This window comes from Pseudonocardia wallangbongensis, from assembly GCF_054486945.1.
Genome location: NZ_JBRERS010000015.1, coordinates 35,958 through 52,757 on the forward strand (window position 1 = coordinate 35,958; position 16,800 = coordinate 52,757).

Genomic DNA, 16,800 nt, shown 5'->3' on the forward strand with positions numbered 1-16,800 from the left:
TCATCCGTCGGCCAGTTGGGCGGCGAGACCGGACTGGATCTCCGTGGCCGCCTGCTCCGGGCTCGCCTCACCGAGGATGACCTTGCCGACGGCGTCGCCGATCACCTTGCGCATCGCCGGTGCGTTCGCGCCGACGGGACCCACCTCGACGTTGCCGTTCTCCTGCAGGTCGGCCACGGCGGCGCGCCACTGCTGGTGGGTGGGGGTGTTGCGCGCCTCGGTGTAGCCCGGGTCCTGCGCCACGGACGTCCGCGGCGGCGCGATCTCGGCCTTCGCCAGCTCGAGCTGCGTCTCCGGGCTCGTGGCCCACTGCATGAACTGCCAGGCGGCGTCCTTGTTCTGCGAGAACGGGGACATCGCGATGCCCCAGGACAGCACCGTCGGCGCCGCGCCGGGGAGCGGGACCACCCCGACCTGCTCGGCGACCGTTGAGCTGCCCGGGTCGATGACGCTGTTGAGCTCGTTGCTGGACTCCAGCTCCATCGCGGCCTTGCCCTGCGCGAACAGCGTGGAGGACTCCGTGAACGAGTAGTTGATGACGCCGGGCGGCCCGTACTCGCGGGCGAGCGTGGCGTACTGGTCGATCGCGCGGGCGGCGCGCGGGTCGTCGAAGGTGGGCGCGCCCTGGTCGTTGGTCCACTCCAGGCCGGTGCCGTGCAGGAACGGGCCGAAGGTGAACGGGAGCGCCGCGGAGGCACCGCGCAGCGTGATGGGGGTGACGTCCGCGGCGCGGGCCTTGATCGCCGCGGCCGTCGCGAGGAGCTCGTCGACGGTCGTGGGTGGCGTGAGGCCCCACTGCTCGAACAGGTCCGTCCGGTAGTACAGGACCGGGCCCTCGACGTTGATGGGCAGCGCGTACGTCGTGCCGTCGACCTTCATGCCCTCGATGGCGCCGCGGCTGAAGTCGCCGGCCGCGTACTCCGCGGGCGCCTTCGTGAGGTAGTCGTCGAGGGGCTCGTAGTAGCCGGACGACGCGAAGAGCGGGCCCTCGCGCGACGGCAGGGTCATGTAGACGTCCATCGCCGAGCTGCGGGACTGCAGGTTCAGCTGGATCTTGTCGCGCGTCTGCTGCTCGGCGAACGTCTGCACGTTCACCGTGATGCCGGACTCCTGCTCGAACCGGTCGATGAGCGGTTCGATCCCGCGCTGCCACGGGTGGTTCGACATGACCAGGTTGATCGCGTTGCCGCCGCCCGAGGCGGCATCGGTGGGGTTGCCGCACGCCGGTAGGGCGAGCACGGCTGCGCCGAGGATGCAGCCGAGGATCCGGTTCCGTGTCTTCATGATGCTGTCTCCAGGGCCGCCCTGGCAGTGCACTCCGCCGAGGGGGACGTGACGAGGGGCGTGAGCCAGGTGTGGAAGTCGCCGAGGTCGGCCGGGTCGCGGCGCCTCCAGCGCTCCGGAACGGTGCGGACCCGCGACGCCACGTCGGCGAGCGGGACGAGGGGGTGGTGCGGGCGGTAGCCGGGCCCGGGGCGGCGCTGCAGCCCGACCATGACCGCGGTGGGTGCGGACTCGTCGAGCAGCGCGGCGGCGGCCAGCCGGCCGACGTCCGCCGCCTCGCCCGTGTCGGCGGCGCTGACCAGGTTCGACGCGCAGCGCTGGGCCGCGCCGAGCACCTCGCCGCGCGCGGGCAGGCCGAGGCGGGTGGTGACGAGCTCGGCCAGGCGGCGCCCGACCCCGCCGACGAGCAGCGTCTTGTGGTTGGCCGCGTGGATGGGCGTGGCGGTGAGGTCGGCGGCGACCCCCTCGCTGACCACGACGAGCGCTCGCCCCCGCCGCTCGACGAGGCCGGCGACGTCGGTGAGGAACTCCTCGACGTCGAACCCGAGCTCGGGCAGGTGCACGCGGTGCACGACGTGCTCGTCGTCGCCCGGGACGGGCAACGTCGCGGCGAGGGCGAGCCAGCCGCTGGCGCGGCCCATCGTCTCCACGACCCGGACCGGCTCGATCGAGGACATCGCGCGGTGGTCGCGGGCGATGTCCTGGACCGTCGTCGACACGTAGCGCGCCGCGGACGGGTAGCCGGGCGCGTGGTCGACGCCCTCGAGGTCGTTGTCGATCGTCTTCGGGACGCCGACGGTCCGCAGCGGCGCACCGCGCTCGGCGGCGCGCCGGGCGACGGCGTCGAGCAGCGCCATGGTGCCGTTGCCGCCGACGAGGCAGAGCCCGTCGACGCCGCGCCCGGCGAGGCCGGAGACGATCGCGTCGACGTCCTCGGGCGTCGTGGCCCGTCGCCCACCGCCCAGCCAGGATCCGCCACGCCCGACCTCGTCCGCCGGCAGGCCGGCGGGCGGCAGCGGGTCGAGGGCGGCGCGGACGAGGGCGTCCGGGCCGCCGCGCGCCACCAGCACCTCGTGCGCGACGGCCCGGTCGAGGAAGCCCGCGACGCTGCGGTTGACGACCGCGGTCGGCGCGCCGGTCTGGCCGATGACGACACGCATCAGGACGAACCCGCGCCGACGACCGCGGTGGTGCGCCACGACTGGAAGGACTCGAGGCCCGGCGCGCCGCCCTCGTACCCGGTGCCGGACAGTCCGAGCCCGCCGAACGGTGCGCCCGGGTAGTTGGGCGTGCCGGTGTTGATGCCGACGATCCCCGCGCGGAGCCGACCCGCCACCTCCCGCGCGGCGTCGACGTCCGTGCCGCAGACGTAGCCCGCCAGCCCGTAGCCGGTCGCCCGGTGCTGGGCGACCGCCTCGTCGAGGTCGTCGTAGGTGCGCACGGCCGCGACGGGGCCGAACGCCTCGTCGCGGAACACCGCCGCGGAGGCGGGCACGTCGACGAGGGCGGCCGGGGCGAACCAGTGCCCCCGCTCGGGCACGGGCGCCCGGGCGCCTGCGGCGCGCGCCCCGGCGGCGACCGCGTCGTCGATCAGTGCGGCGAGCCGCGCCGGGTCCGCCGCGGGGGCGAGCGGGCCGACGTCGGTGCCGGGGTCGAGGGGGTCGCCGACGACGAGCCGCTCGGTCGCGGCGACGAAGGCGTCGACGAACTCGTCCGCCACCGCGCGCGCGACGAACACCTGGTTGGCGGCGATGCAGGACTGCCCGTTGTTGCGGTACTTCGCGACGAGCAGCGTCTGCACCGCCTGCTCGACGTCGGCGTCGGGCAGCACGACGAAGGGCGCGCAGCCGCCGAGCTCGAGCACGGTGCGCAGGAACCGGGGTGCCGCCGCGGCGGCGACGAGCCGGCCGACCCGCGTGGAGCCGGTGAAGGAGACCACCTGCACTCCCCCGTGGGCGAGCCACGGGTCCACGACGTCGGCCGGCTCGCCGAGCACCGTGTTCACGGTGCCCGCGGGCAGGTGCCGGTCGAGCAGGGCGGCGAGGACCATCGACGACAGCGGGGCCACCTCGGACGGCTTGAACAGCACCGGGCACCCGGCGGCGAGCGCGGGGGCGATCTTTCGGGCGGGGATGGACACCGGGAAGTTCCACGGCGTGAGCACGGCGGCCACCCCGAGCGGCCGCGCCTCGACGCGGTGCTCGGCACCGGCGACGGCGTGCAGGACGCGTTCCTGCTGCTCGTCGAGCAGATCCGCCATCACGCGGAAGTAGACGGCCGACAGGCCCAGCTCGCCGCGGGCCTCCGCGAGCCGCTTGCCCGTTTCCCGGGTGACGAGCGTGGGCCAGGCGTCGGACGCCGATGCGGCGTCGAGTTCCCCGGCGATGGCGCGCAGTGCGGCGGCGCGCTCGGCGGCCGGGGTCGCGGCCCAGGCCGGCAACGCACCGGCCGCGGCGTCGGCGGCGTCGGCGGCGTCCTGGTGCCCGCCGACGGCGACCTCGGTCCAGGGCAGTCCGTCGACCGGTGCGACCAGCGGACGGCGCGACGACGTCGTGCGGCGTTCGCCCGCCACGACGACGGCCGTCGGGTCGGCAAGTACGTCGCCGACGATCGCGTCGGCGCTGCTCACGACGGTGTTCACAGATGCTCCTCCAGGTCGGAGAGGGCGTCGAGGTCGACGTCGACGCCGAGGCCGGGGCCATCCGGGACGCGGACGGTCCCGCGGTCGGTCAGCAGGTGGTCGACGGCCTCGCGCAGCCGGTTGGCGCGCACGTCCCACTCGACGGTCGTGGTCGCCGGCACGGCCGCGGCGACCTGCAGCGTCGCGGCGGTGGCGACCGCGCCGTTGTACAGGTGCGGGTTGACGGTGGTGCCCGTCGCCGACGCGAGGCCGGCGACGCGCAGGTACTCGGTCGGGCCGCCGATCTTGGACAGGTCGGGCTGGACGATGTCCACGGATCCCTGAGCGAGGTAGGGCGCGAAAGCGGCGGCGCCGTATAGGTTCTCGCCGGTCGCCAGGGCCAGCCCGCCGCGGCGGCGGAGCTCGGCGAGCTCGCCGGGGTCGTCACCGGCGAGCGGCTCCTCGAGCCACTCGAGGCCCGCGTCCCGCAGCTCGGGGACGATGGCGAGCGCCTCCTCGAGCGACCAGGCCTGGTTGGCGTCGCCGTAGAGCCGGACCCCCTCGCCGAGCACGCGGCGAGCGGTACGGAGGTTCTCCAGGTCACGCTCCCGCCCGAAGCCGAGCTTGACCTTCGCGGCGGTGTGTCCCGCGCTCACGCAGCGCTCCGCGGTGGCCGCGACGCCGTCCGGGCCGAGGCTGGAGGCGTAGACGGGCAGCTCGCGCCGGACGTTCGTGGCACCGAGCAGAACGCCGAGCGACACGTCCGCGTGCCGGGCGGCCAGGTCCCACAGGGCCGTGTCCACGCCGCTGATGGCCTGGTGCACCGGTCCGGGCGCTCCCCACTGCCGGCCGAGCGGGTGCAGGGCGGCCACGAGCAGCGCGTGCGCCTCGGCCGGGGTCGACGGGCTGCGGCCCACCAGCTGCGGTGCGACGCCTTCCGCGACCGTCGCCGCGCGCTCCTTCCAGGCCCATGCCGGGTAGTTCACCCACGTCTCGCCGAGACCGCGCCGCCCGTCCTCGAGCTCCACCTCGACCACGGCCATGGCCCGGTGGCCCATGGGCGCGAACGACATCGCGATCCCGTCGACGACCGGGCTGCGGAAGACCCGCAGCCGGACCGCGGCCACGGGAGACGCCGGGAGCAGGGCGTCGCCACCGGCGGCCGTCGCCGTTTGTGCGGAAGTGAACATTGCATGCAGTGTGGGTGGCCTTGCTGGCCCTGTCAAGGAGTGGATCGCGTCGGGTCAGCGGGCGACGACGACCCGCGTGCCGGCCTCGTGCAACCGCCGGGTCAGGCCGTCGCTCAGCGGGGCGTCGGTCACCACGGTGTCGATGCGATCCAGGTCGCAGACGCGCACGGTGCCGGGGCCGCCCTCCTTCGCGGCGTCGCAGACCAGGACGACGTCCTCGGCGACGTCGAGCAGCGCGCGCTTGACGCTCAGCTCCAGCTCGGACCGGACGTAGACCCCTCGCGCGTCGATGCTGCTCACGCCGAGCATGAAGACCCGCAGGCGCAGGTCGTGCACGAAGTGTGCGGCACTCGGGCCGATGAGGGCCTGGTTGTCGTGCGACATCTCGCCGCCGACCGCGATCACGCGGGTCGACCTGCGAGGGAGCAGGGCCGCCAGCACGGGCACCGAATGCGTGACGACGCAGCCGGAGAAGTCCTCGGGCAGCGCGTGGGCGACCTCGAGGGCCGTGGTGCCGGCGTCGACGCCCACGGTGTCGTCCGCCGCGACCATCGCCGCGGCGGTCGCGCCGATGCGGCGTTTGGCGTCGGCGTTCACGAGCGCCCGCGCGCCGAAGACCGGCCGGCCGTGCGAACCGGCCGGCAGGCTCGCACCGCCGTGCACGAGGGTGACGTCGCCGGCGCCCGCCAGCCGGCGCAGGTCGCGACGCACGGTCATCTCCGACACGCCGAGGTCCTGGCTGACCTCCGAGACCGAGATGTGCCCGCTCTCCCGCAGCCGTTCCAGGATGGCGTCGCGACGGCGCGGCGCGGCGTCGTAGCGCAGCGCACCGACCCCCGGCTCCGTCGTGTCGCTCACGGATCAGATGTTAGCCGTGGTTCAGATCGCGCAACGGATGATAGATTCCGAACATTCGCTAGCGCGCCGAGCCCACTGGAGAGCCTGCTGTGACCGGTCGTCCCGCCCCGAAGCGCCTCGCCCGCCCCTCCGGGGGGCTCGCCATGCTGGCCGTCGACCAGCGGGAGGCCCTGCGCGCGATGATCGCCGAGCGGACCGGCACAGCCGTGTCCGACGCGGACGTCACGGCGTTCAAGGTGGCGGCGGCGCGCGCCCTCACCCCGCACGCCTCGGCGGTTCTCGTGGACCCGCAGTTCGGCTGGGACGCGGTACGGGCCGCAGGCGCCGTCCACCCGTCGTGCGCGCCCATCGCCGCGGTCGACCACTTCGTCCCCGGCGAGCGCGAGTTCGTCGGGGACTCCGTGCTCGACGAGTCGCTCGACCTCGACGCGCTCGCCGGCCAAGGGGCGCTGGCGCTCAAGCTCCTCGTCGTCTGGCGGCCCGACGGGGACCGGGTCCGCCGGGTGGCGATGGTCCGGGACTTCGTCGCCCGCTGCCGGCAGCGCGACCTCGTCAGCATCGTCGAGCCCGTATCGCGCGCGCCGTTGACCGGCGGGGACTTCGACGTCGACGCCGGCATCCTCGCGGCCGCTCGCGAGCTGGGTGGGCTCGGCGCCGACGTCTACAAGGCCGAGGTGCCCACCCACGGCAAGGGCACCGACGCCGAGGTCCGGGAGGGGTGCCGGCGCATCGACGACCTCGTCGCCGGCGCCTGGGTCGTGCTCTCGTCGGGCGTCTCGGCGGCCCGGTTCCCCGACGCCGTCGGGCTCGCCTGCCGGGCGGGCGCATCCGGGTTCCTCGCCGGGCGGGCGGTGTGGGCGTCCGTCGTCGGCAGCCGCCGGCTCGAGGAGGATCTCGAGCAGGTCGCCGTGCCGGCGTTGCAGCGCCTCGTCCAGGTGGTCGACGACGCCGTCGGGCGCTGACCCGGCGGCCGTGGAACTGGTCCTCGCCGCCCTCGCCGTCGTCGCAGGCGCCACGCTGCAGCGCTGCACGGGGCTCGGGTTCGCCCTCGTGTCGGGCCCCTTCCTCGTCCTCGTGCTGGGCCCGTACGAGGGCGTCGCGCTCGCGAACCTGCTCTCGCTGGTCACCTGCTGCGTCGTGCTCGCCGCGACGTGGCGGAGCGTCGACGTGCGGACGGCGGCGCTGCTGAGCGCGGGTGTCGCGGTGGCGATCGTGCCGGGAGCGGCGCTCGCCCGTGCACTGCCCGACCCCGCGCTGCTCGTGGTCGTCGGAGGGCTCGCGGCGGGGGCGTCGCTCCTCGTGGCCGCCGGCTGGCGCGTCCCCGGATCCACGCGGCCGTCGGGGGGCATCCTCGCCGGCTTCGCGTCCGGGTTCAGCAACGTCACGGCAGGCGTCGGCGGGCCGGCGCTCGCCGTCTACGGCGCGAGCACGGGCCTGCCGCGTGCGGGCTTCGTGCCCACCGTGCAGGTCGTCGGCATCGTCACCAACGCCTTGTCGCTCGCCGTCAAACACGATGCGCACCTGCCCTGGCGGCTCGTTCTGGGCTGCACGGCGGCGGTGCTGGCGGGCACGCTCGCCGGACGGTGGACCGCGGGCATCGTCACCGAGCGCGCGGGCCGGGCCACCGTCCTCGCGCTGGCCATCACCGGCGGTCTCCTCTCGGTGGTCAAGGGACTGCTCACGTGGTGATCCGGGCATGTGGCGTTCGTCCCGCCGGACGCCGTACAGCGGGGCACCCGGCCCACCGGCACCTACGCTCGGCTGCACGCTGCACTTGCGGCGGGACGAGCGGGGAGGGTGTGGGCGAGTGCCGGTGCACGGCGACCTGGAGCGCATCTACGCGGACGTACTGGCGCGCACTGACCGGGCTGCCGATCGGCGGCGGCAAGGGCGGGTCGGACTTCGACCCGAAGGGCCGGTCGGGCCGCGAGGTCATGCGCTTCTGCCAGAGCTTCATGACCGAGCTCTACCGCCACATCGGCGAGTACACCGACGTCCCCGCCGGTGACATCGGGGTCGGGGGCCGGGAGATCGGCTACCTGTTCGGGCAGTACAAGCGGATCACCAACCGCTACGAGTCCGGTGTCCTCACCGGCAAGGGGCTGAACTACGGCGGCGCCCAGGTGCGCCGCGAGGCCACCGGGTACGGCTGCGCGTTCTTCGTCGAGGAGATGCTGCGGGCGCGGGGCGAGTCGTTCGACGGCAAGGACGTGGTCGTCTCCGGCTCGGGCAACGTCGCCGTCTACACGATCGAGAAGGTCCACCAGCTCGGCGGCCGGGTCGTCGCGTGCTCGGACTCGTCCGGGTTCGTGCACGGCCCGAAGGGCATCGACCTCGACCTGCTCAAAGAGGTCAAGGAGGAGCGGCGGGAACGCATCGGCGCGTACGCCGAGCGGCGCGGGGAGGACGCGGCGTTCGTCGCCGACCGGTCGGTGTGGGAGGTGCCGTGCGCGGTCGCACTGCCCTCTGCCACGCAGAACGAGCTCGACGAGACGGACGCCCTCGCGCTCGTGCGCGGCGGCTGCATCGCCGTGGGTGAGGGCGCCAACATGCCGACCACGCCCGCCGGTGCCCGGATGCAGGAGGCGGGCGTCGCGTTCGGACCCGGCAAGGCCGCGAACGCGGGCGGTGTCGCGACCTCGGCCCTGGAGATGCAGCAGAACGCCTCGCGGGACTCCTGGTCGTTCGCCCACTCCGAGGAGCGTCTGCGCGACATCATGACCGGCATCCACGCCCGCTGCTTCGAGACCGCCGAGGAGTACGGGATGCCCGGCAACTACGTCGCCGGCGCCAACATCGCCGGCTACGCCCGGGTCGCGGAGGCGATGCTCGCGCTCGGGCTCGTCTGAGCCGGCGCCGCCGTGCTCTCGCGGACCACGAGCCTCCCCCGGACGCGGACCCGCGAGGCGCGCGGCGCGGCCTGCTCCGCGGACAGCCGCGACAGCAGCAGCTGAGCGGCGATCATCCCGACCTCGTGGAGGGGCTGCTCGAAGCTGGTGAGGGGCGGCTGGCACACCTCGAACCAGTCCGGGTCGCCGAAGGCGACCAAGGACAGATCGCGGGGAATCGAGACCCCGAGCCGCTGGGCGGCGTGCAGGGCACCGAGGGCGAGCTCGCTGCTGGCCGCGAAGACGGCGGTGGGGCGCGGCTGCATCGCCCACGCGGCGCGGAAGGCCTGCGCCCCCCACGCCCGCGTGTGCCGGCCGTACAGCAGGAGCTCGGCGGGAAGCGGCAGGCCGGCGGCGTCCATGGCCTGCCGCGCGCCGTCCACCCGTTCGACGGTGGTGCTGAACTGCTGCTCCCCGACGATCACCGCGATCCGCTCGTGGCCCCGGGAGAGCAGGTGCTCGACCACCTCGCGGGCCCCGTCGCGCTCCTCGCTCTGCACGACGTCGACGCCCGGACGGCTGGAGTGGCGGTTCATCTCGACGACGGGCACCTGCGGACCGGGCAGCTCCCACCGTCGTGAGGTCGGGACCAGGACCAGGCCTTCGACCTGCGCGCTGGAGAGCCGGTGCAACGCCTCCCGCTCGCGGGCCGCGTCGTTGCGGGTCACCGCGAGCACGATCCCGTAGCCGCGCTGCTCGAACTGCTCCTGGAGCACGGCGGTGCACGCGGCGTAGAAGTTGTTGAGCATGTCCGGCAGGACGACGCCGATGGTGCTGCTGGATCGGCTGCGCAGCGCCCTGGCCGCGGTGTTGGGGCGGTACCCGAGCCGCGCGGACGTCGCGACGATCCGTTCCCGGGTGGCCGGGCTGACGCTGGGATGGCCGTTGAGGGCGCGGGACACCGTCGAGATCGCGACGCCGCACTCCCGCGCGATCTGCTTCAAGGACGCAACCACGTGGAAACGTTACCGCAAAAACCGGCGGTTGACCTGCGGCGAAGCAGAGATCAGTGTCGGTGACAGCAAACGATTCCACGAACGTAGGTCACCGGTCACATGCGCATCACCGACATCCGCCACGTCGCCGTGCCGCTCACGGGCGCGGTCTCCAACGCGATGGTCAACTTCGAGCGCCACACGGTCTCCCTGGTCGTCGTGCGCACCGACCAGGTGCGCGGCGGCCGGCCGGTCCACGGTGCCGCGTTCAACTCCATCGGGCGCTTCGACCAGGAGGGCATCCTGGCCACCAGGATCGTCCCGCGCCTGCTGGCCGCGGACCCCGTGACGCTGCTGCACGCCGACGGCACCGGGTTCGACCCCGTCGCGGTCCGCCGGGTCGCCTCGACCGACGAGAAGCCCGGTGGCCACGGGGACCGCGCCGGCGCCGTCGCCGCGGTGGAACTCGCCGTGTGGGACCTGAACGCCAAGCTCGCCGACGAGCCCGCCTACGCCACCATCGCCCGCGCCCACGGACGTCCCGTCCCCCGCGATCCCGCCGTGCCGACCTACGCCGCGGGCGGCTACTACGGCGACGCCACCGGCAGGCTCGATGAGCAACGGGCCACGCTGGCCGGCGAACTACGCCGTTACCGCGACGCCGGGTACACCGCCTTCAAGATCAAGGTCGGCGGGGCTCCGCTCGACATCGACCTGGCGCGGGTCGACGCCGCGGTCGAGGCCGCAGGCGACCCCGCCCGGGTCGCCGTGGACGCCAACGGGCGCTTCGCCGCGCAGGACGCCGTCCGCTGGGCCGAGGCGCTGGCGCCGTACGGCCTGCGCTGGCTCGAAGAACCCTGCGACCCGCTCGACTTCGACACCCTCGGCGCGGTCGCCGACGCCTTCGGCGGCCCGGTCGCCACCGGCGAGAACCTCTTCTCCCGGCAGGACGTCGTGAACCTGCTGCGGTACGCCCGCCTGCGCCCGGACCGCGACGTGCTGCAGATGGACGCCGGCCTGTCCTACGGGCTCGGCGAGTACGCCGCGATGGTAGGCGCGATGGCGGACTTCGGCATGTCCCGCACCCAGGCGGTCCCGCACGGCGGCCACCTGCTCAACCTGCACATCGTGGCCGGGCTCGGGCTCGGCGCGTGCGAGTCCTACCCGGGGGTCTTCGCACCCTTCGGCGGCTACGGGCCGGGGACGCCGGTGCGCGCCGGATCGATCCACCCGACCGATGCGCCGGGGTTCGGCCTGGAGCAGAAGGCCGACCTCGCCGCCCACCTCGACCAGCTCATCGCCTGAAGGGCCCACCATGACCACTACGGCCACGTCACCCCCTCCCGGGACCCGCAGGTCCGGCCGGTGGTGGACGAGCCTCCCGTTCCAGGTGCTGATCGGGATGGTGCTGGGCATCCTGCTCGGGCTCCTCGTGCCCGGGGTCGCCGCCCAGCTCAAGGTGCTCGGCGACATCTTCCTGGACCTGCTGACGGCCGGTATCGCCCCGCTGGTGTTCCTCACCCTGGTCTCGGGCATCACCAAGGCCGGCAACCTCCGGCAGGCCAGCAGGATCGGTGTCCTCGCGCTCGTGTACTTCGAAGTGATCTCCACCATCGGGCTGGTGGTCGGGCTGCTCGCGGCCAACCTGGTGCCCCTCGGCGCCGGTGCGAGCGGCCTTGCCGACCGGGCCGACGCGAGCTCGGTACCCAGCGACGACGGGCCGCACGGCTTCGTCGCCTTCGTCACCGGGATCATGCCCGACAGCTTCGTCGGTGCCTTCACCTCCGGCCAGCTGCTGCAGGTCGTCATCATCGCCCTGATCTTCGGGATCGGGCTGCTGACCCTCCCGGCCCGGATGCAGGAGCGGGTGCACGGCGGCATGGAGGTCATCTCCCAGGCGTTCTTCGGATTCGTCAACGTCGTGATGCGACTGGCACCCGTCGGTGCGTTCGGCGCCATCGCCTACGCGGTCGGTACCAGCGGCACCGACCTGCTCGCGGCGCTGGCCCAGCTGATCGTGCAGTACTGGATCGTCGTCGCCGTCTTCTTCTTCGGCGTCTTCGGCACCGTGCTCGCGCTCGCCGGGGTCAGCATCTGGCGGCTGGTGCGCTACCTGCGCCTCGAGGTGGGTCTCACGCTGAGCACCGGTTCCTCCGAGTCCGCCCTGCCGGGGATCCTCGACAAGCTCCCCCGCCTCGGGGTCTCCCGCCAGACCGTCGGCCTCGTCGTCCCGACCGGGTACGCGTTCAACCTCGACGGCACGTCGCTCTACATGCCGGTGTGCACGTTGTTCCTCGCCAACGCGTACGGCGTGCCGATGGGGCTGCCCGAACAGCTGGCCCTGGTCGGCATCATGATGCTGACCTCGAAGGGTGCCGCGACCGTCAACGGCGGCACGTTCGTCGTCTTCGCCGCGACGGTCGCCGCGACCGGCATCCTCCCCACCGCGGGCCTGCCGATCCTCTTCGGCGTCTACCAGTTCATGTCCCGCGCCACCGCGACCGTCAACTCCTTCGGCAACGTGGTCGCGGCGATCGTCGTCGGGCGGCTGACCCGCCAGGTGGACAAGGAGACCCTCGACGCCGTGCTCGCCGGCCGCGCCGCACCGCTCCCGCCGGCCGACGCCGACCGCCCGACCGCGAACGCCACGCACTGAAACGGAGGAGAACCATGAGCACGGTCTTCGAGTCGGCACTCTTCCGGGACATGTTCGGCACCGCGGCGATGCGGGAGGTCTTCGACGACCAGGCCTACCTGCGCGCGATCGTGCGTGCCGAGGTCGCGCTGGCCGAGGCCCAGGCCCGCGTCGACGTCATCCCGCGGGAGGCGGCCGACGTGATCGCCGCCGAGGCGGGGGCCGGCCGGCTGGACGTCGAGGCGCTCAGGCGCGAGACCGAGGTGGTCGGCTACCCGATCCTGCCGGTGGTCAAGCAGCTCGCGCAGCAGTGTGGCGACGCGGGCGGGTACGTCCACTGGGGCGCGACGACGCAGGACATCATGGACACCGCGACGGTACTCCAGGTCCGCGACGCCCTGGACCTGGTCGACGACGCCCTCCTGCGGACGCGGCGGGCGCTGCGTCGCCTGGCCGAGGAGCACGTCGACACCGTGACCGCCGGCCGCACCCACCTGCAGCACGCGCTCCCCGTGACGTTCGGCTACCGGTGCGCGGTGTGGCTGTCGGCGCTGGACCGGCACGCCGAGCGGCTGGCGCAGGTGCGGGAACGGGCGCTGCTGGTCCAGCTCGGCGGCGCCGCGGGGACCCTCGCCTCGCTGGGTGAGGACGGGTTGCGCGTGCGCGCGGCGTACGCCGAGGTGCTCGGGCTGCGCGAGCCGGAGATCACCTGGCACGTCGTCCGCGACGGCCTCGTGGAGGTCGTGCAGCTCCTCGCCCTCGTCGGGGGCACGCTCGGCAAGGTGGCCTGGGACGTGATGATGATGGCGTCCAGCGAGTTCGGCGAGGTCGCCGAGCCGTTCGTCGAGGGACGTGGGGCGAGCTCCACGATGCCGCAGAAGCGCAACCCGATCTCGAGCGAGCTGATGTTCGCCGCCGCGAAGCTCCTGCGGGAGCGGGCCGGGTCGATGCTCGACGCGCTGGTGCAGGACTTCGAGCGCGCGACCGGGCCCTGGCACGTCGAGTGGGCCACGGTGCCGGAGGCGTTCCTGCTGGTCGCCACCTCGCTGTCGCAGGCGGAGTCGCTGTTCGCCGGCCTGGTGGTCCACCCGGACCGGATGCGCCGCAACCTCGACCTCACCGGGGGCCTCATCGTCGCCGAGCGGGTCATGATGGAGCTGGCCCCGGAGCTGGGCCGCCAGCACGCCCACGAGGTGGTGTACGACGCCTGCCGCGCCGCGATCGAGAGCGGCACGACCCTGGCCGACCAGCTGCTCGCCGACGACGACCTGCGCGGGCGGCTCGGCGAGGAGGCCATCCGCGCCCTCACCGACCCCGCCGGCTACCTCGGGTGCGCACGCGAGATGACGCGCCGCGTGCTCGACCACCGGTAGTCGCGTTGTTCAGCGCCCGACCCGGATCGTCCAGGCCTCGAAGCGGCCCGGGTGCAACCCGCTGGGCGCGCGGACGATGCCGTCCGGACCGGGTTGCGGCGGTGGGGGCGGCGCCTCGACCAGCATGGGCATCCGCTCCAACACGTTGCGGTAGAACCGCAGCTGCGTCCGCCGCCCGAACAACCGGAACCCCAGGCGCAACACGGGATTGGGGATCGGGCCCCGGCGCGAGTTGGCGATGATCCGGAACTCCACGCGGCCGGTGTCGAGCTCCTTGGCCACCTCGTAGGTCAACCTGCCCTGCTCGATGTGCCCCTCCAAGGTCTGGTACGACCACCCGACCCGACGCTCGGGCCCGTTCGGCCCGTCCCGCACCTGATCGTGCCGCTCGGTGATCCGCACACCCATGAGGAACCGCAGCACGAGGAAGCGCCCCTCCAGCACCATGTTCCGGCCCACCAGGTCGCCGCGATGCCGGTAGGCCGCCCGGAGGATCGACGGGTCGCTGAACTCGTAGCTGTTGACCAGCGCAGCCGCCGTCTCGAACGGCCCACCTCGTTCCGGCTCCCCCGGGGCCTCGACGCCGACCTCCAGCTCCCGCCGGTCCCGGTGCCAACCGGCCACCACGCTCGGCGGCGCCGCCGACTCGCTGTAGTTGACCGACCTCCGCGCCAGGTCGTCGAGGAGGCCGGCCAGCCGCGCGTCGCGCCTCGGCGTCGCGGTGCTGGTGCGGCGAACGGTGGGCACCATCCAGGCTTCCCACCACACCCGTCGCGAACCCCGCCGTGATGACGGCGATCACCGCGGCTCTCGCCGGATTGCAGCCTCCGTGCACCGAGCAGGGTGGTGAGCGCGACGTCGCCACCGGCACCTGCGAGGCCTACGCCTACGGTCCCGGCCGCTTCGGGATGGAGGCGGTCTTCGTGCCGCGGGCGCCGGACTCGCCCGAGGACGACGGCTGGCTGATGACTACGTCTCCGACCTGCCGGGCGGGTGCGCCGAGGTGGTCATCCTGCACGCCCAGGACCTCGGCGGCGGGCCGGTCGCCCGGATCCACATCCCGCAGCGCGTACCACTGGGATTCCACGGCAACTGGGTGCCCGACGGCGAGGTCGGCAGATGACGCGCCCGCTCCGGCGCGATCACTGCCCGCGTAGGTCCAGGGTGGTCGCGGCGATGAACCGTTCGAGGAGCGGGCCCAGAACATCGGTGTCGGATCCGATTCCGTACACCCCGGTGAGGTGGTTCTGCCCGTGGAGGTAGTGCATCGGCGGGTACTCACCCCGGCGTTCGAACCAGGCGGACACGAGGTGAGCGGCCTAGCCGACGAACTCCGGATCGTCGTACTCGGCGACGGTGAGCAGGAGCGGCAGGTCCGTCGCGATCAACGCATCGAGCGTGCCCATCCCCGACCACGCACCCCGGTCGTCACCCCAGTAGGCGCGGTGGCTCGGCTTGTCGCCCGCCCGGCCGACGTCGTACATGCAGGACGCGAGGGCCGCACCGGCCAGGGCCGACCGGTGCGGCCCGCCCAGCTCCGGTCGTGCGACGTAGTCGGCGACGTGCATGGCCCCCGCCGACTGGCCGAGGAGGAAAATCCGGGTCGGGTCGCCGCCGTACCGGCCGATGGTGGCGACGACCCAGCCGATCGCGGCCGCGATGTCCTCGGCACCACCGGGCCAGGTGCTCTCCGGCGCGAGCCGGTAGTTGACGGCGACGCCGACGTAGCCGTGCCGTACCGCCCACCCGCCGACGTTGCCGAAGAACGGCGAGTCCGGCGAGGACTTCGCACCAGCGACGAAACCGCCGCCGTGCACGTAGACGAGCACGGGGCGACCGGACGTGGGCTCGCCGGTTGCCGGGGAGTACACGTCCAGGACGTGCCGCTCGTGCGGGCCGTAGGCGAGATCCCGGTCGACGCGGACCCCGTCGAGGAGGTGCGGATCGAGACCCTCCACCACCACCGCGATGGTTCCCTGGATCATCTCCGGGGTGAGCTCGGGCCCCAGCGCGGCGATCGCCGCGCGGCGGCGCGCGGCGACGTCCGCTGTACTCGCATGACCCACCGGGTTCCCCTCTCCGTCGGCGTTCACCGTAGAAGATCGGGGACGACCTGTGCGAGCAGCAGGGCGAGCAGGATCTGCTCCGGCCGCCTCGGCCATGCCCGGGGTGGCAGGATGATCGAGTGCCGCGCACCTCGCGTTCCCCGGTGCTCCTCGTGCTCGCGAGCGTCGCCGCCATCGCAGCCGCCGGATGCGCCCCGGCGCTCCCACCGCTCGCTCCCGGCGGACCATCGGCCAGTCCCGCCACAGCCACGCCGGTCCAGCTCGGGCACGCTCCGGGCACCGCGACCGCCCCCGTGGCGCTCGACGGGCCGATCGGATCCGCGGGGCTGTTCGAACCCACCGCCTGGCCCCGCGCGTGCGCGATCCTGGACGACGCCGGACTGCGAACCGTGCTGCCCCAGACCGGCCGCACCGCACGCGAATCCAGTTCCGGCGAGATCACGGTCTTCGGGGTCGGTCGAGCGACCACTGTCCAGATTCCCGAGGCGTCCTGCGAAATCGGCGTTGAACTGCCCGACAAGGACTTCGACCCGGCGGGCGGCTACAACGAGTACGGCCTCGGCGTCGAGATCAGCATTGCCGGCACACCGGAGATGGTGGCCCAGAACCGTCGTGATCCATCCGGCGACGAGCGTCCGACCGACCTCGACGGCATCCCCTGCCTGAGCCGGAGCTCCGCGCAGGAACTGACCTGCATGACGCCCCGAGTCGTGTTCTCGGTGCGGCGCAGCTCGATCGGCATTCCCAACCCGATCGACCGGGAGGCCGTCATCCGCTACGTCCACGACGGGCAGACCGAGATCTTCCGGCGCGACGGTGGGGTCCCCGAGGTCGAACGGCGCGACCGGTACGAGACCGAGGTGGTGCTCCCCGAGTTCGCCCGGGTGATCCTCCGCAACCTCGGCTCCTGAGCACCCACCGCCATTCCGGTTCCAAGAAGAAACTCGGCTA

General features: G+C 73.4%; 17 protein-coding genes. 8 read left to right on the plus strand and 9 right to left on the minus strand.

Annotation, left to right across the window (positions count from 1 at the left end; genetic code table 11):
- Genes ACU436_RS36125 through ACU436_RS36145 form a run of 5 tightly spaced genes read right to left on the minus strand, consistent with a single transcriptional unit; the run spans position 1 to position 5,952 of the window.
- Complete coding sequence (locus ACU436_RS36125) at positions 1-1,284, minus strand: ABC transporter substrate-binding protein (RefSeq protein ID WP_459031585.1); 1,284 nt, start codon at positions 1,282-1,284, stop codon at positions 1-3.
- Positions 1,281-2,444, minus strand: a complete 1,164-nt coding sequence (locus ACU436_RS36130; protein ID WP_459031586.1) for a 6-phosphofructokinase — start codon at positions 2,442-2,444, stop codon at positions 1,281-1,283. Before ACU436_RS36130 ends, ACU436_RS36125 begins: the two co-directional genes overlap by 4 nt.
- Positions 2,444-3,925 (minus strand): aldehyde dehydrogenase family protein, encoded by a 1,482-nt coding sequence (locus ACU436_RS36135; protein WP_459031587.1) that lies wholly within the window; start codon positions 3,923-3,925, stop codon positions 2,444-2,446. The genes ACU436_RS36130 and ACU436_RS36135 overlap by 1 nt, the downstream gene beginning before the upstream one ends.
- Positions 3,922-5,094, minus strand: a complete 1,173-nt coding sequence (locus tag ACU436_RS36140; protein ID WP_459031588.1) for a mandelate racemase/muconate lactonizing enzyme family protein — start codon at positions 5,092-5,094, stop codon at positions 3,922-3,924. Before ACU436_RS36140 ends, ACU436_RS36135 begins: the two co-directional genes overlap by 4 nt.
- A 54-nt stretch (positions 5,095-5,148) precedes the next feature.
- The gene (locus ACU436_RS36145; protein ID WP_459031589.1) at positions 5,149-5,952 is read right to left on the minus strand and encodes a DeoR/GlpR family DNA-binding transcription regulator; all 804 of its coding nucleotides are present in this window, start codon (positions 5,950-5,952) and stop codon (positions 5,149-5,151) included.
- An 89-nt stretch (positions 5,953-6,041) separates the two neighbouring features.
- On the opposite strand from ACU436_RS36145, the gene ACU436_RS36150 reads away from it, so the two are divergent.
- The 3 genes from ACU436_RS36150 to ACU436_RS36160 all read left to right on the plus strand — a co-directional run bounded on the left by ACU436_RS36150 (position 6,042) and on the right by ACU436_RS36160 (position 8,801).
- Positions 6,042-6,914, plus strand: a complete 873-nt coding sequence (locus ACU436_RS36150; protein WP_459031590.1) for a hypothetical protein — start codon at positions 6,042-6,044, stop codon at positions 6,912-6,914.
- A 10-nt stretch (positions 6,915-6,924) separates the two neighbouring features.
- Positions 6,925-7,641, plus strand: a complete 717-nt coding sequence (locus ACU436_RS36155) for a TSUP family transporter (RefSeq protein ID WP_459031591.1) — start codon at positions 6,925-6,927, stop codon at positions 7,639-7,641.
- A 110-nt stretch (positions 7,642-7,751) separates the two neighbouring features.
- Positions 7,752-8,801, plus strand: a complete 1,050-nt coding sequence (locus ACU436_RS36160) for a Glu/Leu/Phe/Val dehydrogenase dimerization domain-containing protein (RefSeq protein WP_459031592.1) — start codon at positions 7,752-7,754, stop codon at positions 8,799-8,801.
- Here the strand turns inward: ACU436_RS36160 and ACU436_RS36165 are convergent.
- Positions 8,756-9,796 carry a LacI family DNA-binding transcriptional regulator gene (locus ACU436_RS36165; RefSeq protein ID WP_459031593.1) on the minus strand — a complete coding sequence of 347 codons (1,041 nt, stop codon included), beginning with the start codon at positions 9,794-9,796 and terminating at the stop codon, positions 8,756-8,758. The two genes, ACU436_RS36160 and ACU436_RS36165, sit on opposite strands and share 46 nt — an antisense overlap.
- A gap of 99 nt (positions 9,797-9,895) precedes the next feature.
- Between ACU436_RS36165 and ACU436_RS36170 the strand changes: the two genes are divergently transcribed.
- Genes ACU436_RS36170 through ACU436_RS36180 form a run of 3 tightly spaced genes read left to right on the plus strand, consistent with a single transcriptional unit; the run spans position 9,896 to position 13,783 of the window.
- Positions 9,896-11,080: an enolase C-terminal domain-like protein gene (locus ACU436_RS36170; RefSeq protein WP_459031594.1), complete on the plus strand. Its 1,185-nt coding sequence runs from the start codon at positions 9,896-9,898 to the stop codon at positions 11,078-11,080.
- 10 nt (positions 11,081-11,090) lie between these two features.
- Positions 11,091-12,431, plus strand: coding sequence for a cation:dicarboxylate symporter family transporter (locus ACU436_RS36175; protein WP_459031595.1), 1,341 nt, complete (start codon positions 11,091-11,093; stop codon positions 12,429-12,431).
- A 14-nt stretch (positions 12,432-12,445) separates the two neighbouring features.
- Entirely contained in the window at positions 12,446-13,783 is a 1,338-nt protein-coding gene (locus tag ACU436_RS36180; protein ID WP_459031596.1) for a class-II fumarase/aspartase family protein, read from the plus strand.
- Between the two features lie 9 nt (positions 13,784-13,792).
- On the opposite strand, the gene ACU436_RS36185 is transcribed toward ACU436_RS36180, so the two are convergent.
- Entirely contained in the window at positions 13,793-14,533 is a 741-nt protein-coding gene (locus ACU436_RS36185) for a DUF1990 family protein (RefSeq protein WP_459031597.1), read from the minus strand.
- Positions 14,534-14,786: 253 nt separating this feature from the next.
- Here ACU436_RS36185 and ACU436_RS36190 point away from each other — a divergent pair, with 253 nt between their 5' ends.
- A complete protein-coding gene (locus tag ACU436_RS36190; protein WP_459031598.1) occupies positions 14,787-14,906 on the plus strand; it encodes a carotenoid oxygenase family protein in 120 nt (39 codons plus the stop codon).
- Between the two features lie 19 nt (positions 14,907-14,925).
- Here ACU436_RS36190 and ACU436_RS36195 read toward each other — a convergent pair whose 3' ends face one another.
- Together ACU436_RS36195 and ACU436_RS36200 are read right to left on the minus strand one after the other, a co-directional pair.
- A complete protein-coding gene (locus tag ACU436_RS36195; protein ID WP_459031599.1) occupies positions 14,926-15,090 on the minus strand; it encodes a hypothetical protein in 165 nt (54 codons plus the stop codon).
- Positions 15,091-15,102: 12 nt separating this feature from the next.
- A complete protein-coding gene (locus ACU436_RS36200) occupies positions 15,103-15,849 on the minus strand; it encodes an alpha/beta hydrolase (RefSeq protein ID WP_459031600.1) in 747 nt (248 codons plus the stop codon).
- A gap of 143 nt (positions 15,850-15,992) precedes the next feature.
- Between ACU436_RS36200 and ACU436_RS36205 the strand changes: the two genes are divergently transcribed.
- Positions 15,993-16,760 (plus strand): hypothetical protein, encoded by a 768-nt coding sequence (locus ACU436_RS36205; protein WP_459031601.1) that lies wholly within the window; start codon positions 15,993-15,995, stop codon positions 16,758-16,760.
- Positions 16,761-16,800: the final 40 nt, after the last annotated feature.

What these genes read in the sequence shown, in the direction of transcription:
- ACU436_RS36140 (WP_459031588.1), bottom strand. Translation starts at nt 5,094, where the DNA reads ATGTTCACTTCCGCACAAACGGCGACGGCCGCCGGTGGCGACGCCCTG.
- ACU436_RS36130 (WP_459031586.1), bottom strand. Translation starts at nt 2,444, where the DNA reads ATGCGTGTCGTCATCGGCCAGACCGGCGCGCCGACCGCGGTCGTCAAC.
- ACU436_RS36185 (WP_459031597.1), bottom strand. Translation starts at nt 14,533, where the DNA reads ATGGTGCCCACCGTTCGCCGCACCAGCACCGCGACGCCGAGGCGCGAC.
- ACU436_RS36125 (WP_459031585.1), bottom strand. Translation starts at nt 1,284, where the DNA reads ATGAAGACACGGAACCGGATCCTCGGCTGCATCCTCGGCGCAGCCGTG.
- ACU436_RS36180 (WP_459031596.1), top strand. Translation starts at nt 12,446, where the DNA reads ATGAGCACGGTCTTCGAGTCGGCACTCTTCCGGGACATGTTCGGCACC.
- ACU436_RS36175 (WP_459031595.1), top strand. Translation starts at nt 11,091, where the DNA reads ATGACCACTACGGCCACGTCACCCCCTCCCGGGACCCGCAGGTCCGGC.
- ACU436_RS36170 (WP_459031594.1), top strand. Translation starts at nt 9,896, where the DNA reads ATGCGCATCACCGACATCCGCCACGTCGCCGTGCCGCTCACGGGCGCG.